The 16,842-nt window shown below is 66.9% G+C and carries 18 protein-coding genes; 11 read left to right on the top strand and 7 right to left on the bottom strand.

Annotated elements, in window-relative coordinates:
* Positions 1–204 (bottom strand): DUF222 domain-containing protein (locus tag E0T84_RS20560; protein ID WP_138745353.1); only part of this gene is annotated, 204 nt, incomplete at its 3' end.
* 149 nt (positions 205–353) lie between these two features.
* Here E0T84_RS20560 and E0T84_RS20555 point away from each other — a divergent pair.
* The gene (locus tag E0T84_RS20555; RefSeq protein ID WP_070188646.1) at positions 354–590 is read left to right on the top strand and encodes a ribosomal protein L7/L12; all 237 of its coding nucleotides are present in this window, start codon (positions 354–356) and stop codon (positions 588–590) included.
* Here E0T84_RS20555 and E0T84_RS20550 read toward each other — a convergent pair.
* The 3 genes from E0T84_RS20550 to E0T84_RS20540 form a co-directional block, all read right to left on the bottom strand.
* Positions 587–1,075, bottom strand: coding sequence for a DNA-deoxyinosine glycosylase (locus E0T84_RS20550; protein WP_070946962.1), 489 nt, complete (start codon positions 1,073–1,075; stop codon positions 587–589). The two genes, E0T84_RS20555 and E0T84_RS20550, sit on opposite strands and share 4 nt — an antisense overlap.
* Positions 1,072–1,776, bottom strand: coding sequence for a polysaccharide deacetylase family protein (locus E0T84_RS20545; protein WP_138745352.1), 705 nt, complete (start codon positions 1,774–1,776; stop codon positions 1,072–1,074). Before E0T84_RS20545 ends, E0T84_RS20550 begins: the two co-directional genes overlap by 4 nt.
* 80 nt (positions 1,777–1,856) lie before the next feature.
* Positions 1,857–3,686, bottom strand: coding sequence for an NAD(P)/FAD-dependent oxidoreductase (locus tag E0T84_RS20540; RefSeq protein WP_138745351.1), 1,830 nt, complete (start codon positions 3,684–3,686; stop codon positions 1,857–1,859).
* Positions 3,687–3,827: 141 nt separating this feature from the next.
* Between E0T84_RS20540 and E0T84_RS20535 the strand changes: the two genes are divergently transcribed.
* The 4 genes from E0T84_RS20535 to E0T84_RS20520 all read left to right on the top strand — a co-directional run bounded on the left by E0T84_RS20535 (position 3,828) and on the right by E0T84_RS20520 (position 8,002).
* Positions 3,828–4,895: a 2,3-butanediol dehydrogenase gene (locus E0T84_RS20535; protein ID WP_070188650.1), complete on the top strand. Its 1,068-nt coding sequence runs from the start codon at positions 3,828–3,830 to the stop codon at positions 4,893–4,895.
* Positions 4,896–4,916: 21 nt separating this feature from the next.
* A complete protein-coding gene (locus tag E0T84_RS20530; protein ID WP_171055109.1) occupies positions 4,917–6,203 on the top strand; it encodes a GAF domain-containing protein in 1,287 nt (428 codons plus the stop codon).
* Positions 6,203–7,312 (top strand): adenylate/guanylate cyclase domain-containing protein, encoded by a 1,110-nt coding sequence (locus E0T84_RS20525; protein ID WP_070188652.1) that lies wholly within the window; start codon positions 6,203–6,205, stop codon positions 7,310–7,312. Before E0T84_RS20530 ends, E0T84_RS20525 begins: the two co-directional genes overlap by 1 nt.
* 63 nt (positions 7,313–7,375) lie before the next feature.
* Positions 7,376–8,002 (top strand): DUF305 domain-containing protein, encoded by a 627-nt coding sequence (locus tag E0T84_RS20520; protein WP_138745349.1) that lies wholly within the window; start codon positions 7,376–7,378, stop codon positions 8,000–8,002.
* On the opposite strand, the gene E0T84_RS20515 is transcribed toward E0T84_RS20520, so the two are convergent.
* Positions 7,999–9,087 (bottom strand): ATP-binding protein, encoded by a 1,089-nt coding sequence (locus E0T84_RS20515; RefSeq protein WP_138745348.1) that lies wholly within the window; start codon positions 9,085–9,087, stop codon positions 7,999–8,001. The two genes, E0T84_RS20520 and E0T84_RS20515, sit on opposite strands and share 4 nt — an antisense overlap.
* Positions 9,084–9,800, bottom strand: coding sequence for a response regulator transcription factor (locus E0T84_RS20510; RefSeq protein ID WP_070188681.1), 717 nt, complete (start codon positions 9,798–9,800; stop codon positions 9,084–9,086). The genes E0T84_RS20515 and E0T84_RS20510 overlap by 4 nt, the downstream gene beginning before the upstream one ends.
* Positions 9,801–9,900: 100 nt before the next feature.
* On the opposite strand from E0T84_RS20510, the gene E0T84_RS20505 reads away from it, so the two are divergent.
* The 6 genes from E0T84_RS20505 (at position 9,901) to E0T84_RS20480 (ending at position 15,958) form a co-directional block, all read left to right on the top strand.
* Positions 9,901–10,107 (top strand): heavy-metal-associated domain-containing protein, encoded by a 207-nt coding sequence (locus E0T84_RS20505; protein ID WP_138745347.1) that lies wholly within the window; start codon positions 9,901–9,903, stop codon positions 10,105–10,107.
* 22 nt (positions 10,108–10,129) lie between these two features.
* Entirely contained in the window at positions 10,130–10,945 is an 816-nt protein-coding gene (locus E0T84_RS20500) for a hypothetical protein (RefSeq protein WP_138745346.1), read from the top strand.
* Positions 10,942–13,158 carry a cation-translocating P-type ATPase gene (locus tag E0T84_RS20495; protein ID WP_138745345.1) on the top strand — a complete coding sequence of 739 codons (2,217 nt, stop codon included), beginning with the start codon at positions 10,942–10,944 and terminating at the stop codon, positions 13,156–13,158. Before E0T84_RS20500 ends, E0T84_RS20495 begins: the two co-directional genes overlap by 4 nt.
* Positions 13,155–13,535, top strand: a complete 381-nt coding sequence (locus E0T84_RS20490; RefSeq protein ID WP_138745344.1) for a hypothetical protein — start codon at positions 13,155–13,157, stop codon at positions 13,533–13,535. The genes E0T84_RS20495 and E0T84_RS20490 overlap by 4 nt, the downstream gene beginning before the upstream one ends.
* 75 nt (positions 13,536–13,610) lie before the next feature.
* A complete protein-coding gene (locus tag E0T84_RS20485; protein ID WP_138745343.1) occupies positions 13,611–14,699 on the top strand; it encodes a PLP-dependent cysteine synthase family protein in 1,089 nt (362 codons plus the stop codon).
* Positions 14,696–15,958, top strand: coding sequence for an MFS transporter (locus E0T84_RS20480; protein WP_138745342.1), 1,263 nt, complete (start codon positions 14,696–14,698; stop codon positions 15,956–15,958). Before E0T84_RS20485 ends, E0T84_RS20480 begins: the two co-directional genes overlap by 4 nt.
* Here the strand turns inward: E0T84_RS20480 and E0T84_RS20475 are convergent.
* Positions 15,939–16,817: an AIM24 family protein gene (locus E0T84_RS20475; RefSeq protein WP_138745341.1), complete on the bottom strand. Its 879-nt coding sequence runs from the start codon at positions 16,815–16,817 to the stop codon at positions 15,939–15,941. The two genes, E0T84_RS20480 and E0T84_RS20475, sit on opposite strands and share 20 nt — an antisense overlap.
* Positions 16,818–16,842: the final 25 nt, after the last annotated feature.

Raw genomic sequence — 16,842 nt, 5'->3', positions numbered from 1 at the left:
GCGGCTGATCCGCATCGCCGCCGAAATCTCGGCCCCCACCGCTTCAAACGGATCGGTGGTCCAGAAAATCGACTCGGCCAACTCCTGTTCGCGTAGCGTGTCCAGCGCCCCGATCGCGGCCAACCGGGCCGCGATCGCCACCGACTCGGCCCGCGCCGCAGCGCTGACCGCATCGATCAGGTCGGCAGCGGAACGTTCGAACATATGATCGAGTATGCCACCCCGGTACGACACGCATGGAGGAATCTGAGCGAGAAACCGGCCGCGGATCAGTGGCGGAACACCCGGACCCGCGTCAGACTCACGTCTCCGCTACCGGCGAACCTGCGGCACAATGAAGCCACACTGTCACCATGGGACTCTTCCGCGACGATGGCGAATCGAGCAACGACCTGCGGCGACGCGTCGAGGAACTTGAGCGACGGGTGGCGGCCCTGGAGCGGGCGGCCTCGGTCGCGGGACACCCGGTGTCGGTCTCGTCGGCGGTGCAGCCGATGCAGGGCAACAAGATCGCCGCGATCAAGCTGTTGCGCGATGAGACTGGGCTGCGGCTCAAGGAAGCCAAGGACATCGTCGACCGGCTGGCCTAACCGTCCAGTGCCGCCCGCCAGGCCGCCAGCTTGTCCTCGTAGCGCATCGTCTGTGCGGGGCTGGTCGACGGGGCCCGCACCCAGGGCACGGGAGGAGGGCCGACCAGCCGGCGATAGTTGGTTTCGGCGGCGGCGCCGTTGAAGACCAGCCGCTCCAGCGTGGGATGTCCGGTGAAGAACACCTCAAAGTCGTTGGGCACCATGCTGTCGCGCTCGACAGCCGAGTCGAGGCTGCCCACCCGTCGGCAGGACCGCAGCACGTCCCACACCGCGACGCGGTGGGTGCACAGCGCGGCCACCCGCTCCGGGTACGGCGCATCCGCTCCGAATCCGAAGAGCGAGCCGGTGATCCGCCAGAACGCGTTGCGTGGATTGCCGTAGTACTGGCCGGAATTCAGCGACATCACGCTCGGCATGTTTCCCAGGATCAGCACGCGTGGCGACGCTCCGACGATGGGGTCCAGCCCGTGCAATAGCTCGGTCATGGTGTGGCCAGTAGTTCGGACACGGTGACGAATCGGTAACCAGCCGAGCGTAATTCGCCGATGATCCGGGGCACGGCGGCACGCGAAGCGGTGCGACTGTCGTACATGGCATGCAACAGGATGATCGAGCCCGGTCGCACCTGCGCGCCTGTCTCGGCAACGATTGCGTCGGCATTCGTCTCGGTGGCGGAATCGGGTTCGACGTCCCAGGTGACCATCGTCCGGTCGTGGGTGGCCAGGTATCGCGGCAGGGTCCAGAGCTTCTTTCCGTAGGGCGGACGGAAGGTGATCGGGCCCTGGTAACCGGTGGCCCGGATCATGGCATCGGTGCGTTCGATCTCGTCGGCGACGGTGCCCGGCGACATCAGCACCATCCGCCGATGCGTGTAGCTGTGATTGCCGATCTCGTGGCCGGCGGCGGCGATCGCCGCCCCGTACTGGGGCGCGGCGCTCAATTCGGCGCCGGTGAGGTAGAAGGTTGCTTTGATTCCGGCGTCACCGAGCATCCGCAGCACCTCCGGGGTGTACCCGGTCGGGCCGTCGTCAAAGGTCAGTGCGACCACTTTGGCCGGGGTGTCGACTCGGTCGACCAGTTGTCCGGCAAGGGCGAAGCTGCGTGACTTCGACACCCAGTATCCGGCGGCGAGCACGGTCAGCAGGACGGTCAGCAGGACCGCGAGACTCCACCACCATCGACGCACCCTCGCATGTATACCGCGCACACGCGGGCGCCCCGAACGGCAGTGGGGGATTCACGTTCGGGGCGCCATGTGGTGGGTCTTCAGCTCAGGTGATGGACCTCCTGCAGTCCGTACACCGGCGTTGCCAGGCCCTCGAAGCGCGCCTTGAGCTGCAACGCCAGATACAACGAATAGTGCCGGGATTGATGCAGATTGCCGCCGTGCAGCCACAGGTTTGGTTGCTGGGTCGGCTTCCACATGTTGCGTTGCTCGCCTTCCCATGGCCCGGGATCTTTGGTGGTGCCCGAGCCCAGGCCCCACACCTTGCCGATCCGGTCGGCGACTTCCTGGCTGATCAGATCGGCCGCCCAGCCGTTCATGGACCCGAATCCGGTGGCGTACACGACTACGTCTGCGGGCAATTCGGTGCCGTCTGCCAGGACCACCGAGTCCTCGGTCAGCCGGTCCACCTCGCCGTGGGCGAGTTTGATGCTGCCGTCGGCGATCAGCTCACAGGCGCCGACGTCGATGTAGTAGCCCGAGCCGCGACGGAGGTACTTCATGAACAGGCCGGAGTCGTCGTCTCCGAAGTCCAGATCGAATCCGGCGGCTTCCAAACGCGCATAGAAGTCCTTGTCGCGCTGCCGGATTGCGTCGTAGACGGGTCGCTGGAAGTCGGCCATGATGCGGTACGGCAGGGATGCGAAGGTCAGATCGGCCTTCTCGGTGGTCATCCCCGCCGCGACGGCCCGCTCCGAGTACAGGTCCCCGAGGCCCAGCTCCATGAGCGATTCCGATCTCACGACGTGTGTCGAGGAGCGCTGCACCATGGTGACGTCGACGTAGTTCTCGTACAACGCTTTACAGATGTCGTGGGCCGAGTTGTTGGATCCGATCACCACCACACGTTTGCCTACATACTGATCGGGTCCGGGGTGGTGGCTGGAATGGTGCTGCTCGCCGCGGAAGATCTCCTGGCCCGGCAGCGTGGGGATGTTGGGCTTGCCCGACATCCCCGTCGCGAGGACCAGCTGAACTGGGCGCAGCGTCACCGGCTCGCCGTTGCGGTTCACCTGGACGGTCCATCGCTGTTCGTCTTCGTCGTAAGCCGCCGACAGGCAGGCCGTCGAACTCCAATACGGCACTTCCATGACCCGGGTGTAGAACTCCAGCCAGTCGCCGATCTTGTCTTTGGGCGCGAACACCGGCCAGTTGGCCGGGAACGGCAGATACGGCAGGTGGTCGTACCACACCGGGTCGTGCAGGCACAGCGACTTATAGCGGTTGCGCCACTGGTCGCCGGGGCGCTCGTGTTGGTCGACGACGATCGCGGGAACGCCGAGCTGGCGCAACCGGGCACCCAGTGCGATACCCCCCTGGCCACCGCCGATCACCACGATGTAGGGCTGCTCGGTGTAGCCGAGCGTGAGGTCCTCGTCGAGGCGCTTCTCGGCCCAGGACCGCCGGTCCGGATCGGAGCCGTGCACCGCGCCCAGTGGCCGGCTCGCGCCCTTGGGCTCTTCGTGGCCCTTGAGTTCCTGCAAGGTCGTCAGGAGGGTCCAGCCGAGCTCGTCGCGTAGCCGCAGGTGGCCCTTGCCTCGGCCCACCGCGGTCTCGAACTCGATGAATGCCGAGGTGACGACGTGTTCTCCGTCGAACTCCTCGGTGGGGGTCTCCGCCATGCGGAACCTGCAGGGGTCGGTGTCGTGCAACCGTGCGGTCAGCATGTCGGCGATGCCTTCGCGGCCCTCGACGGTCTTGAGGTTCCAGGTGAAGGCGACCAGGTCACGCCAGAAGCTGTCGATCGCGAACTTTCCGACGACGCGTGCGACGTCCCGGTCGGCAAGTGCGGATTCGAAATCGGCCAGCCAGGCGTCCACCCGTTCTTGTGGTGACAGTGTGGCCAGCGGTGCGGCGGTGGTCTGCGTCATGTGGCCCAGCCCACACCGTGTCAAACGCCGCAACAAGGGTTGCACGGGGTTGCAATCCACCCGACGTTTGCCTGTGCAAATTGCGGCCGCAACGTGTTGCAACCCTTACCGCGCACACCTTCGGGCGCCTAGAACATCCCTATGAAAGCTGCCGTGTACTACGGACCGAACAAGGTCGAGATCGCCGATGTCCCTGAGCCTGACCCCGCCCCGGGGACCGTCAAGATCAAGGTGGGATTCAATGGCATCTGCGGCACTGACCTGCATGAATACTATGCGGGTCCAATCTTCGTGCCGACCGGGCCGCACCCTTTGACCGGCCGGCAGCTGCCGCTGACCATGGGCCACGAATTCTCCGGAACCATCACCGAGACCGGCGCGGGCGTCACCGACTATGCCCCGGGCGACCGGGTCGCGATCGAGCCGATTTACCGGTGCGGAAAATGCGCACCCTGCCGCGCCGGCGCTTACAACATCTGTCAGCAGATCGGCTTCCACGGCCTGATGTCGGATGGAGGCATGGCCGAATACACCGTGGTGCCGGTGAATATGCTGCACCGCCTTCCAGACAACGTCTCCCTGGAGCTCGGTGCGCTGGTCGAGCCGATGTCGGTGGCCTACCACGCCGCAACGCTCGGTGAGGTAGGGCCGCTGCACACCGCCGTGATCTTCGGGGCCGGGCCGATCGGAATCGGGCTGTGGTTCGCGCTGCGAGGCAAGGGCCTCGATGACGTGTTTGTTGCCGAGCCCTCGCCCACCCGCAGGGCAGCGATCGAGTCACTTGGTGCCCGGACCCTGGATCCGACCACCATCGACGTCCCGGCCTTCATCGCAGATCACACCGCCGGACGCGGGGCCGACGCGGCGTTCGACGCCGCCGGGGTGGCCCCGGCGATCGCGGCGGCCACTGCGTGTGTCGGTGCGCGCAAACCGACGGTCAGCGTCGCGATATATGAAAAGCCGCTGGCGACACCGTTGCTCAATCTGGTGATGAACGAATCCAGGATCCAGGGTTCCCTGTGCTACACCTCGGCGGACTTCGAGGCGGTTATCGAACTCATGGCGGTGGGCAGGTACGAAACGAGGGGATGGGTCACCCCGATCGCGCTCGACGACGTGATCGAGGAGGGATTCGAGGCCCTGCACGCGGGCGAGAAGATGAAAGTGCTGGTCGACCCGAACGGGGTGCCGATTGGCGCCCAGATGTGATGTGGAGCACAATCGGCGGTGATGGCAGGTTCCTCAGTACCTGAGCCCGCGGTGTCACCTGGTGAGGACCCGCGGCAGTACGCCATGCTCTTGTCGGCGGTTTACGACGCCACGATGTCGGGTGATCGTGCGCCGGCCCGCCCCCGGGCAGTGATCGAAGATTCCTGGAACAGGCTGCGGGCCAAGGGGATTAACCCGGATCACCACATTTCGCCACAGGTCGAGACCACTGGGCTGGACTTGCTGCGGCAACAGTCCGGTCTGATCGCGGTGCTCGAGGACGTGTCGCAACTGCTGGATTCGGTGATCGAAGAGGGCGACAACATCCTGGTGGTGGCCGATGCTCGGGGCCGGGTGCTGTGGCGCTCGGGTTCGCCGCGTGTGCTCAGCCTCGCCGATCGCCTCGGGTTCGTCGAGGGCGCCACCTGGAGCGAGAACGCGGTGGGAACCAACGGGATCGGTACCGCGCTGGCGTCTCATCGTGCGGTGCAGATCTTCTCGGCCGAGCATTTCCTGCGCAGCCATCATCCGTGGACGTGTGCCGGGGCGCCGATCAAGGATCCCCGCACGGGTCAGGTCATCGGCATCGTGGATGTGTCCGGCCCGGCCTCCACTGTGCATCCGACGACGGTGGCGCTGGTGGATCTGGTGGCGCGTCTCGCCGAATCGCAACTGCGCGAGTCGCATGACAGAACTTTGAACCGGCTGCGCACGGTGGCGGCGCCCATCCTGGCCCGGGTGGGCAGCCCGGCGCTGGCTGTCGATGCCGAGGGATGGGTCGCTGCGGTGGACTCTTTACCGTTGCACAACCGGATCTTGTTGCCCGAGAACGGGTTACCCGGACGGGTTTGGATCCCTGCGTTGGGAATGTGTGATGTCGAGGCACTGCCGGGCGGGTGGCTGGTGCGGGTGGTCGATGACGCTGAGCCGACTGCGTCGCCGTCGCGGGTCATCCTCGATCTGCGTGACGGCGAGCCGTCGCTTCAGATGGCCGGCCAGTTCGGCAGCTGGCGTCGCAGCATCTCCAGCCGCCACGCCGAGATCCTGTTGGTCCTGGCCACCAACCAGCAGGGCCGGACCGCCCCGGAGCTGGCGGAGGATCTCTATGGGGATCGGTCCAGAGTGGTGACGGTGCGAGCCGAGATGTCGCGGCTGCGTAAGCAGTTCGGTGGCCTGGTGGTCGGCAAGCCGTACCGCTTCGGAGATTCGGTGATCGTGGACGTGCGTTATCCCCGGGACATGTCGGCGTTGTTGGCCGCCTCGACCGCTCCGGCCGTCCATGCGGCTCGTGGGTATACCTTGACCTGATGGTCGCGGACCCCACGCTCCTTGACGGGCTCGACGGCGAGGCCGCTGCCCAGCGTGCCGAGCTGGTCGAATGGCTTCTGTCCCGCGGCATCACGGCCGACCAGATCCGCCAGGCAGTCACCCCGATGTTGCTGGCCTCCCGCCGTGTGGCCGGGGACGACGGCACGTACGTTTCGACCCGCGACATCAGCGATGAGACCGGCCTGGACGTCGCGTTGGTGCAGAGGCTGCAACGCGCGATGGGGCTGGCGACCGTCGACGACCCCGACGCGGCGGTGCTGTTGCGGGCTGACGCGGAGGCGGTGGGCTTCGCCGAGCGGTTCCTGGAACTCGGTATCGCGCCTGACCAGATCGTGTTGATCACGCGAGTGCTCTCCGAAGGGCTGGGGCGTGCCGCGGAGGTGATGCGTTACGCGGCACTGGCGGCGGTGTTGACGCCCAGTGCCACGGAATTGGAGACCGCCCAGGCCAGTGAGGCGCTGGTGGCCGAGGCGGCGCCGCTGATCGGGCCGATGATTCGGGACATGCTGTTCGTGCAACTGCGCCACACGATGGAGACCGAGGCGGTCAACGCGTCCGAGCGGGCCGAGGGGGTTCTGCTGCCAGGTGCGCGATTGGTCACCATCGCGTTCGCCGACATTGTCGGGTTCACCCGGTTGGGCGAGGTGGTGCCGCCCGAAGACCTTGAGCGGCTGGCGAATCGGCTGGCCGACGCGGCCCGCGAGGTGGCTGTCGGCCCGGTCAGGCTGATAAAGACCATCGGCGACGCGGTGATGTTCGTCAGCGCTGATCCGGCGGCCCTGCTCGAGGCGGCCCTGCGGTTGGTTGCCGCCACCGAAACCGACGAGGACTTCCCGCGGTTGCGGGTCGGCTTGGCGACCGGGCCTGCGGTAAGCCGGGCCGGTGACTGGTTCGGAAGCTCGGTGAATCTGGCCAGCCGGGTTACCGGGGCGGCCCGGCCGGGCAGTGTGCTGGTGGCCGAGTCCACCCGGACGGCGATCGTCGAGGGGCAACGGGGCGGGGATCGCTTCGGCTGGTCGTTCGCCGGGGCCCGGCACCTCAAGGGCGTCAAGAGCGATGTGAAGCTCTTCCGCGCCCGGCCGGCATAGAGCTTTATCGAATCTTCATCGAACGACTAGGACAGCCACATCGAGTCCCGGGACGCTAGAGGCATGTCCAAACTGATGATGCTGAGTGCCGGCGCGGTCGTCGCGGCGGCCCTGGTGGCCGGCTGTAGCAGCCAATCCACCGATGCGGCGACGACGAACACCTCGACCACCTCGGCCGCAGCCAGTTCTCCGGCAGCCACCGAGGCCCACAACGATGCGGACGTGATGTTCGCCCAGCACATGATTCCGCACCACCAGCAGGCCGTGGAGATGAGTGACGTGCTGCTGCCCAAGCAGGGCATCGATGCGCGGGTGATCGATCTGGCCACCCAGATAAAGGGTGCCCAGGCCCCCGAGATCGAGCAGATGCAAGGCTGGCTGAAGCAGTGGGGCAACCCGCCGATGCCGCCGATGCCGCAGCAGGGTCACGGCGACATGGGCCACGGCATGCAGGGCATGCAAGGAATGGTGTCGGCGACCGACATGACCGCGCTGCGCAACGCCCAGGGCGCCGAGGCGGCCAAGCTGTACCTGACGCACATGATCGCTCACCATGAGGGCGCGATCACCATGGCTCAGGATGAGATCAACGACGGTCAGTATCCGGCTGCGGTCGAGATGGCCCATGCCATCGTGAAGACGCAACAGCAGGAGATCGACACCATGCGCCAGATCCTGGGTTCGCTCTAACCGGTCGGCAGGATGATCGTGAAGGTGGCGTCGGCGCCCGAGCTGCTGACGGTGATGCGGCCGCCGTGTGCCTCGACCAACGCCTTCACGATCGCCAGCCCGATGCCGGACCCGCCGTGGTCACGGTCGCGGGCCGCGTCGGCCCGGTAGAACCGTTCGAAGACGTGGGACAGATGCTCGGCAGGGATGCCTTCACCGGTATCGGTCACCGTGAGCGTGACGTTCCGGTCGGGGCCCGCGGTGGCGTCGATCGTCACTCGCCCCCCGGCCGGGGTGTGGCGCAGTGCGTTGTCGAGCAGGTTGCCCAGGATCTGAGCCAGCCGGTGCGGATCGGCCCACAGCGACGGGAGGCCCTCGTCCACTCGCCAGCTCAGTGTGACGCCCTTGTCGTCGAACCGGTCTTGAGCCGCGGCGGCTGCCGCGGCCACCACAGCTTTCGCTGCCAGCGGTGCCGGCGTGATCGTGGCCGGGCTTTCCTCGGCCTTGGCCAGGGCTGCGGCGTCCCCGGCGAACCGCACCAGCCGGTGGGTCTGTTGGCGCAGCATCGAGACGGTCTCGGGGTCAAGGGTTCTCACACCGTCCTCGATGGCTTCGAAGTAGGCCTCCAGAACCGAAACGGGAGTGCGGATCTCGTGAGCAAGGTCGCTGAACAGTCTGCGTCGGCTGGCGTCCACGTCTTCCAGACGTCCGGCCATCTGATTGAAAGAACTCGCCAGCGAGTCGAACTCGTCGCCGAGGTGGGCCGGTGGCACTCGCGAGTCGTAGTGGCCGTCGGCGATGGCCGTTGCGGCCTGCGAGACCTCGGTCAGCGATCGCTGCAGGCGTCTGCCGACATACCAGGTGACCACCAGGGCTGCCAGGATCGCGACGCACGAGGCCACCCCGATCGAGATCACCGTGGCGTAGACGTAGGCCTCCTCGGCGTGCATCTGCTCGGCCGAATCGCCGGATACCCCTGCGCGGTGCAGATGTTCACGGAACAAGGGCGGCCCCACGATGGCGGCCACGAGTCCGGTGGTGCCCGCTCCGGCGAGCAGTACCAGGGCCTGGGCGGAGAGAAGTCGGGTGCGCAGGCCGACGGTCATCGCTGGGCTTCCTGCCCGGTGCCCATCCGGTACCCGACCCCGCGCACCGTGATCACGTACAGCGGGTCGGCGGGGTCGTCGCCGAGCTTGCGGCGAAGGTGACCGATATGGACGTCGACGAGGTGTTCGTTGCCGACATAGGTGGTTTCCCAGACAGATTCGAGGATCTGTCGGCGGCTGAGCGCGACCCCGGGCCGGGCCGACAAGGCGGCGAGTACGTCGAATTCGGTGCGCGTCAGCATGATCGGCTCGTCGTGCAGGAATACCTGGCGTCCGTCGACGTCGATGCGCAGCGCGCCGAACACCCGGCCGTCGGTCGCGGTGGGGGAGGACACGCGTGGCCGGCGCAGCATGGCCCGGATCCTGGCCACCAGCTCGCGTGGGCTGAAGGGTTTGGTCATGTAGTCGTCGGCGCCCACCGACAAGCCGACGATGGTGTCCATCTCGGTGTCGCGGGCGGTCAGCATCACCACGTAGGCGTCGGAGAACGTGCGCAGCGATCGACAGACTTCCACGCCGTCGATGCCGGGAAGACCGAGGTCGAGGATCACCACGTCGGGGTCGACTTCGCGGGCCACCCGCAGGGCTTCGGGCCCGTCATGGGCCAGTGTCACCTCGAAGTGTTCGCGGGTGAGATAGCTGGCGACCACCTCGGCGAGCGGGGCTTCGTCATCGACCACCAGGGCTCGGTAGCCGCCCGGATTGTGCTCCATGAGCCCATAGTGCAGGAGTGGGCCGGGGCACATAGAGATTTAATACCCTAGGGGGGTATAGTATTGAATCGAGAACGAAGCCGATCGAGGAGGAACTTGCATGAGCACCCAGACTGTCACCGTCAGCGGCATGACCTGCGGACACTGCGCGGCGTCGGTGCGTGAAGAGGTGGGTGCCCTTCCTGGTGTGCGCACAGTCGAGGTCGATCTGGCGACCGGTCTGGTGACCATCGACAGCGACAGCCAGGTCGATGTCTCCGCCATCATTGACGCCGTCGCCGAGGCCGGCTACGCGGTCGCGAGCTGAGCGGCCTGAGTAGGAGCCGATCATGAGTGCACCGCGGAAACTCATCGGGTTCGTCTTCGGGCTCGCCTTGGTGTTCGCCGTATCCTTCGGGATCGGTGCTGCGGTCACGCCGAGCAGTGCCCCGGCCGAGGGGCACGCCTCCGGCCACGATGAGACGTACACGCTTCAACTCGACGAGACTGCGCTGCCCTCCGGCACCTCGGTGCCGCTGCGGTTCCACATCTTGGACGGCTCAGGCGCCCCGGTCGTCGACTATGTCGAGAGCCACGAAAAGCTGCTGCATCTCATCGTCGTGCGTCGCGATCTCGCCGACTATCAGCACGTGCATCCGGTGCTCGATGACTCCGGCACCTGGAGCGTGCCCCTGAACCTGGCCAAACCCGGTGAGTACCGGGTGTTCGCCGACTTTGCGCCTGCCAATGGCCACGCGGTCACCGTCGGTGCGGACCTGACGGTCGGCGGGAACTACCGGCCGCAGCCGCTGCCCGCACCGTCGGCCACAGCGATGGTCGACGGCTACACCGTCACGCTCGACGGAGTCGGGAAGGCAGGGCAACCATCCGAACTGACACTTTCGGTCAACCGGGCCGGCAAGCCCATCACGGACCTGCAGCCGTACCTGGGCGCCTATGGGCACCTGGTCGCCGTGCGCGCGTCGGATCTGGAATATCTGCACGTCCATCCGATGAGCGACGCGGCCGACCCGGACACCGCGTCGGGTCCGCAGATCGCGTTCCACACCACGCTTCCCAGTGCCGGCACCTACCGGCTGTTCCTGGATTTCAAGCACCGCGACGCGGTGCACACCGCCGAATTCACCGTTGAGGGGGCATCGTGAGTACCGCCACCGGCCACGTCGTACTCGAGATCGGTGGGATGACGTGTGCCTCGTGCGCCGGGCGCATCGAGCGCAAGCTCAACAACCTCGACGGCGTCACCGCGACGGTGAACTTCGCCACCGAGAAGGCCACCGTCGACGTCGCGGGTGAGGTGACACCCGAGGAGCTCATCGAGGCCGTCGAAACAGCCGGCTACACAGCGCAATTGCCTGCCGGCGAATCGGACGACCATCATGTCGAGGACGATCCGACCGCGGCATTGCGCACCCGGTTGCTCGTTTCGGCGGCGCTGACCGTCCCGGTGGTGGTCATGGCGATGGTCCCGGCACTGCAATTTACGTACTGGCAATGGCTCTCGCTGACCCTGGCCGCACCTGTCGTGGTGTGGGGCGCGCTTCCGTTTCACCGGGCGGCCTGGACGAATCTGCGGCATGGCGCCGCCACCATGGACACGCTCATTTCGATGGGCACCATCGCGGCGTTCGGCTGGTCGCTGTATGCACTGTTCTGGGGTACCGCCGGGACGCCGGGGATGACACACCCGTTCTCGCTGTCCATCTCGCACTCCGACGGCACCGGCAACATCTACCTGGAGGTCGCCGCGGGCGTCACCACGTTCATCCTGGCCGGCCGGTACTTCGAGGCCCGGTCCAAGCGGCGTGCCGGAGCCGCTCTGCGCGCGTTGCTCGAACTCGGCGCCAAAGACGTCGCCGTCCTGAGAAACGGTGTGGAACAACGCATTCCCATCGACTCGCTCTCGGTGGGGGATGAGTTCGTGGTCCGGCCCGGCGAGAAGATCGCCACCGACGGTGAAGTGGTCGAGGGCGCCTCAGCCGTGGACACCTCGATGCTGACCGGCGAATCGGTACCGGTCGAGATCGGCCCCGGTGATCAGGTCGTCGGCGCCACGGTCAACGTCGGCGGCCGGCTCGTGGTGCGGGCCAAGCGAATCGGTTCCGACACCCAGCTGGCCCAGATGGCCCGATTGGTCGAGGATGCCCAATCCGGCAAGGCCCAGGCGCAACGCCTGGCCGACAGGGTTTCCGCGGTTTTCGTGCCCATCGTCATCGCGCTTGCGGTCGGGACCCTCGGCTTCTGGCTGGGCACCGGGGGATCGGTGGCCGCGGCGTTCACCGCCGCAGTGGCGGTGCTGATCATCGCCTGCCCGTGTGCGCTGGGCCTGGCGACCCCGACGGCCCTGCTGGTCGGCACCGGGCGCGGGGCCCAACTCGGCATCCTGATCAAGGGGCCGGAGGTGCTGGAGTCCACCCGCCGCGTGGACACCGTGGTCCTGGACAAGACCGGGACGGTGACGACCGGTGCGATGACGCTGCTGGACGTGATCACCGCGGACGGTGAAGATGCCGCCGACGTGTTGCGATTGGCCGGCGCGGTCGAGGACGGCTCGGAGCATCCGATCGCACGGGCGATCGCCAAGGGCGCCCGTGACAAGGTCGGCAACCTGCCCGCGGTCGAGGATTTCGCCAATGTGGCCGGACTGGGGGTGCAGGGCGTCGTCGACGGCCATGCGCTGGTGGTGGGACGACGCCAGCTGCTGGCCGACTGGGGCCAGCAGTTGCCGTCCGGTCTCGATACCGCGATGCACGAGGCACAGACGCTGGGCCGCACGGCCATCGCGGTGGGGTGGGACGGACAGGCGCGCGCGGTGCTGGTCGTCGCGGACGCGGTCAAGCCGACCTCCAAGGAGGCGATCGAGCAGCTGCGCGGCCTCGGTCTGGAGCCGATCATGCTGACCGGGGACAACGAGGCGGCAGCGCATGCGATCGCCGAACAGGTTGGTGTGCAAGAGGTTTACGCCGAGGTGCTGCCGCAGGACAAGGTTGACGTGGTCAAGCGCCTACAGGACGAAGGCCGGGTGGTGGCCATGGTCGGCGACGGCGTCAACGACGCCGCTGCGCTGGCCCAGGCCGACCTGGGCCTCGCGATGGGGACCGGTACCGACGTGGCGATCGAGGCCAGTGACCTGACCTTGGTACGCGGCGATCTGCGGGCGGCCGCCGATGCCATCCGGCTGTCGCGGCGCACCCTGGCCACCATCAAGGGCAACCTGTTCTGGGCCTTCGCCTACAACGTCGCCGCGTTGCCACTGGCCGCCGCGGGGTTGCTCAACCCCATGCTGGCCGGCGCCGCCATGGCGTTTTCCTCGGTGTTCGTGGTCAGTAACAGCCTGCGCCTGAGGCGATTCCGATGAAGCGGCCGGCAGCCGTGATGGCGTTGTTCCTGTGGGCGACGGCGGTTCTCGGGCTGGTGCAGACGACGGATCGCGATCACCCGGTGCATCTGCCGCATCCGGTTGCCGCAGCGATCGGCGCTGACAGCGCTGAGCTGATGCTCGACCATCCACATGTCGGGGTTGATCCGGCAACGCATATGCCGGATGGATTCACCGCCGCCGTGTTGCCCAGGACGTCCCTGGCCCTGCCGGTTCTCTCGATGGTGGTGTTCATCGTCGGCTGCGCGGTGTTGTGCGCGTGCGCTGCGGTGCGTACACCGCGCGGTCCACCCGACCGCCGGATTCCACTCGCCGGACAGCAACTTCTGCTCCGGTTCTGTATCGCGCGCCGCTGATCTGACAGTGCCCCGACGCTGTCCAGATCAGTTGCCGTGCCCGGCGCGGCACCGAGATACAGAAACGACGATTCCATGAACCATGCACTGTCCTCCCGTTCGTTCCACGTGCTACGCCGAAACCGTGGGCCCAGCACCATGGTCGGGCACACACCCACCCTGTGGGTCACCACTCCGTTCGCCGATGCCGGCCGCGGATTCTGGGCGAAACTCGAAGGTTTCAACCCCGGCGGCATGAAGGATCGGCCTGCCATGCACATGGTGGAACAGGCCCGTGCCCGCGGTGACCTGAATCCTGGCGGGCGCATCATCGAGTCCACCAGTGGCACTTTGGGTCTGGGGCTCGCGTTCGCGGGCACGATGTACCACCACCCGGTGACCTTGGTGACCGACCCAGGCTTGGAACCCATCATCGAGCGGATGCTGACCGCTTACGGTGCCCAGGTTTCGATGGTCACCGAACCACATCCCGCCGGGGGCTGGCAGCAGGCACGGCGGGACCGCGTGTCCGAACTGCTCGCCGCTGACGAGACCGCCTGGTATCCGGACCAGTACAACAACCCCGACAATGTCGAGGCTTACCGGCCGCTGGCGCTGGAACTCAATGCTCAGATAGGCCGTGTCGATGTGCTGGTCTGCTCCGTGGGCACCGGCGGGCATTCGGCCGGAGTGGCCCGGGTACTGCGCGAGTTCAACCCGGAGATGCGGCTGATCGGGGTGGACACGATCGGCTCGACGATCTTCGGGCAACCGGCTGCGACGCGCGTCATGCGGGGTCTGGGCTCGAGCATCTATCCCCGCAACGTCGACTACGGCGCTTTCGACGAGGTGCACTGGGTTACGCCGGCCGATGCGGTGTGGGCCGCCCGGACGCTGGCGTCGACGTACTACTCGAGCGGCGGTTGGAGCGTCGGGGCGGCCGGTCTGGTCGCGGGTTGGGCGGCCCGAAACCATCCGGCCGGCACCACGATTGCCGCAGTGTTCCCCGACGGTCCGCAGCGCTATTTCGACACGGTGTACAACGACGACTATTGCCGTGAGCTCGGTCTGCTCGACCACCGACCGGCCGATGAACCGGAGACCATCGCCGATCCCGGTGACCGAGTGGTGCAATCGTGGACCCGATGTGAGACGGTCGCTGACCCGATGGGGTTGGCCGGATGATCGGGCTGATCAGACAGTTCCGCAGTTTCGACCTGCCCAGCCGGCTGTTGATGGTCAACCAGTTCGGCATCAACCTCGGCTTCTACATGCTGATGCCGTACCTGGCCGGCTATCTGGCCGGGCCGCTCGGTCTGGCGGCGTGGGCGGTGGGCCTGGTACTGGGTGTGCGCAACTTCTCTCAGCAGGGCATGTTCATCGTCGGCGGCACCCTGGCCGACCGCCTGGGTTACAAGCCGTTGATCGTCGCGGGGTGCCTGTTGCGCACTGCCGGATTCGGACTGCTCGTCGTCGCCGACTCCCTGCCTGCGATGCTGATCGCCTCGGCGGCAACCGGTTTCGCCGGAGCGCTGTTCAATCCTGCGGTGCGCGCCTATCTGGCCGCCGATGCCGGTGACCGGCGGGTCGAGGCCTTTGCCACGTTCAACGTGTTCTACCAGGCCGGCATACTGTTGGGCCCGCTGGCGGGAATGGCTTTGTTGGTCTTCGATTTCCGGGTGACCGCTGCCGCTGCGGCTGCTGTTTTCGCGGTGCTCACGGTGGCCCAGTTGCTGGCCCTCCCGCGACACCGTGCCGAGCCCGCGGCGCAGCCGAGTTCGGTGCTCGAGGACTGGCGCAGCGTCGTCGCCAACCGCGGGTTCGTGTTGTTCGCGGTGGCGATGATCGGCTCCTACGTGCTGTCGTTCCAGGTGTACCTGGCGCTACCACTTCAGGCCGCGGTGTTGCGTCCCGGGAACGAAACAGCTTTGGTAGCGGCCGTATTCGTGGTGTCCGGGCTGATCGCGGTGGGCGGTCAGCTGCGCATCACCAGGTGGTTCTCGGACCGCTGGGGGCCGCGTCGCAGTCTGGTGGTCGGCTTGCTGGTACTGGCCGCGGCCTTCGTCCCACTGGCTGTGGTTCCTGATGGGGACAGGTTCGGCACCACCGCCGCGGTGGCCGCGCTGCTCGGCTCATCGGCGCTGCTCGCTCTCGGATCGGCCGCGGTGTTCCCGTTCGAGATGGACACCGTCGTGGCGCTGTCGGGGGATCGGCTGGTCGCCACGCACTACGGCTTCTACAACACCGTCGTCGGGGTCGGGATCCTGGTGGGCAACCTGGCCACCGGCTCACTGATCGGCGCGGCGCGCGCCGCGGGCCTGCCCGAATTGGTGTGGCTGGGGCTCACGGCAATCGGGCTGGTGTCCGCGGCGGCGCTCTACCTGCTGGTGCGGGACGGTGGAAAGCTGGCGCCGAGTGCGCCGCTCACTGCATCGGAACCGTGACACCCTCCGACGGCTGCACGATCACAAAGCCGTTGCCGTGGAACGCAACCTGAAGGGCCTCTCCGGAGCCTCGCCCGATCAGCGCCCCTGCCTTGAAGCTGGTCTTCAGCTGGGTTTGCAGGTGTGCCGACCAGGCCACCACGGCGTTGGTGTCGGCGAAGGTGGGGGCCTCGGCGGCATCGAGCACCACGGGTGGGCCGTCGGTGGTCAGCGCTACCCACCCGGTGCCGCGCAGTGTGGTGTTGAACAGGCCGCCGGTGGCGATGCTGCCGCCGCGGACCCGTTCGATGTTCCAGTCCAGGCTCGATGAGAAGGCCAGCACGTTCTTGCCACTGATCGACAGACCCGAGTTGGACAGCTGGAGCAGGTGGACGTCGAAACCCTGATCTGCCAGGAACACATCGCCTGAGCCTTGGCAGCGCATCAGCGGCAGGCCTTCGCCCGTGAGGGCTTTCTTGATGAACTTCGACGCGCCGCCGCCTTCGAAGGCGAAGTCGACATTGCCCTGGTAGGCCACCATCGAGCCCTGCCGGGCCATGAACGGTTCGCCGAGGCGTACCCGCAGCATCTTCCTGTTCTGGTTGGCGATCGGGGTCGCCTCTTTCTCGCTGAACCGGCCGTCGACGAGATCTCCGCTGATGCCGTTGAAACCGTCACCGGTGGGCTGGGCCTGCGGCTGCGGCTGTTGCTGCTGCGGGGGCTGTTGCGGCTGTTGTGGCGCACCGCCGAGCGGCGCCCGGCCGGCCTGGCCCTGATGTGATACCTGATCAGTCCAGGATTGCCCGTCCCACCAGCGGTATTCGTAGCGGCCTTCGGGATCGGGCAGCCAGCCGGGTTGCCAGTTTCCGTTCACAGTCATTCCTCGGATCGTCGGGAGGGGGAAG

Origin of the sequence: Mycobacterium sp. DBP42, assembly GCF_005924235.1 — a bacterium.
Lineage (GTDB): Bacteria > Actinomycetota > Actinomycetes > Mycobacteriales > Mycobacteriaceae > Mycobacterium > Mycobacterium syngnathidarum.
This window is presented reverse-complemented; position numbering and strand designations above follow the sequence as displayed.

Bases quoted from the DNA above. Each gene is read 5' to 3' on its own strand.
- E0T84_RS20535 (WP_070188650.1), top strand. From the start codon at position 3,828: ATGAAAGCTGCCGTGTACTACGGACCGAACAAGGTCGAGATCGCCGAT.
- E0T84_RS20520 (WP_138745349.1), top strand. From the start codon at position 7,376: ATGTCCAAACTGATGATGCTGAGTGCCGGCGCGGTCGTCGCGGCGGCC.
- E0T84_RS20475 (WP_138745341.1), bottom strand. From the start codon at position 16,817: ATGACTGTGAACGGAAACTGGCAACCCGGCTGGCTGCCCGATCCCGAA.
- E0T84_RS20500 (WP_138745346.1), top strand. From the start codon at position 10,130: ATGAGTGCACCGCGGAAACTCATCGGGTTCGTCTTCGGGCTCGCCTTG.
- E0T84_RS20530 (WP_171055109.1), top strand. From the start codon at position 4,917: ATGGCAGGTTCCTCAGTACCTGAGCCCGCGGTGTCACCTGGTGAGGAC.
- E0T84_RS20555 (WP_070188646.1), top strand. From the start codon at position 354: ATGGGACTCTTCCGCGACGATGGCGAATCGAGCAACGACCTGCGGCGA.
- E0T84_RS20550 (WP_070946962.1), bottom strand. From the start codon at position 1,075: ATGACCGAGCTATTGCACGGGCTGGACCCCATCGTCGGAGCGTCGCCA.
- E0T84_RS20480 (WP_138745342.1), top strand. From the start codon at position 14,696: ATGATCGGGCTGATCAGACAGTTCCGCAGTTTCGACCTGCCCAGCCGG.
- E0T84_RS20525 (WP_070188652.1), top strand. From the start codon at position 6,203: ATGGTCGCGGACCCCACGCTCCTTGACGGGCTCGACGGCGAGGCCGCT.
- E0T84_RS20485 (WP_138745343.1), top strand. From the start codon at position 13,611: ATGAACCATGCACTGTCCTCCCGTTCGTTCCACGTGCTACGCCGAAAC.
- E0T84_RS20490 (WP_138745344.1), top strand. From the start codon at position 13,155: ATGAAGCGGCCGGCAGCCGTGATGGCGTTGTTCCTGTGGGCGACGGCG.
- E0T84_RS20540 (WP_138745351.1), bottom strand. From the start codon at position 3,686: ATGACGCAGACCACCGCCGCACCGCTGGCCACACTGTCACCACAAGAA.
- E0T84_RS20515 (WP_138745348.1), bottom strand. From the start codon at position 9,087: ATGACCGTCGGCCTGCGCACCCGACTTCTCTCCGCCCAGGCCCTGGTA.
- E0T84_RS20510 (WP_070188681.1), bottom strand. From the start codon at position 9,800: ATGGAGCACAATCCGGGCGGCTACCGAGCCCTGGTGGTCGATGACGAA.
- E0T84_RS20505 (WP_138745347.1), top strand. From the start codon at position 9,901: ATGAGCACCCAGACTGTCACCGTCAGCGGCATGACCTGCGGACACTGC.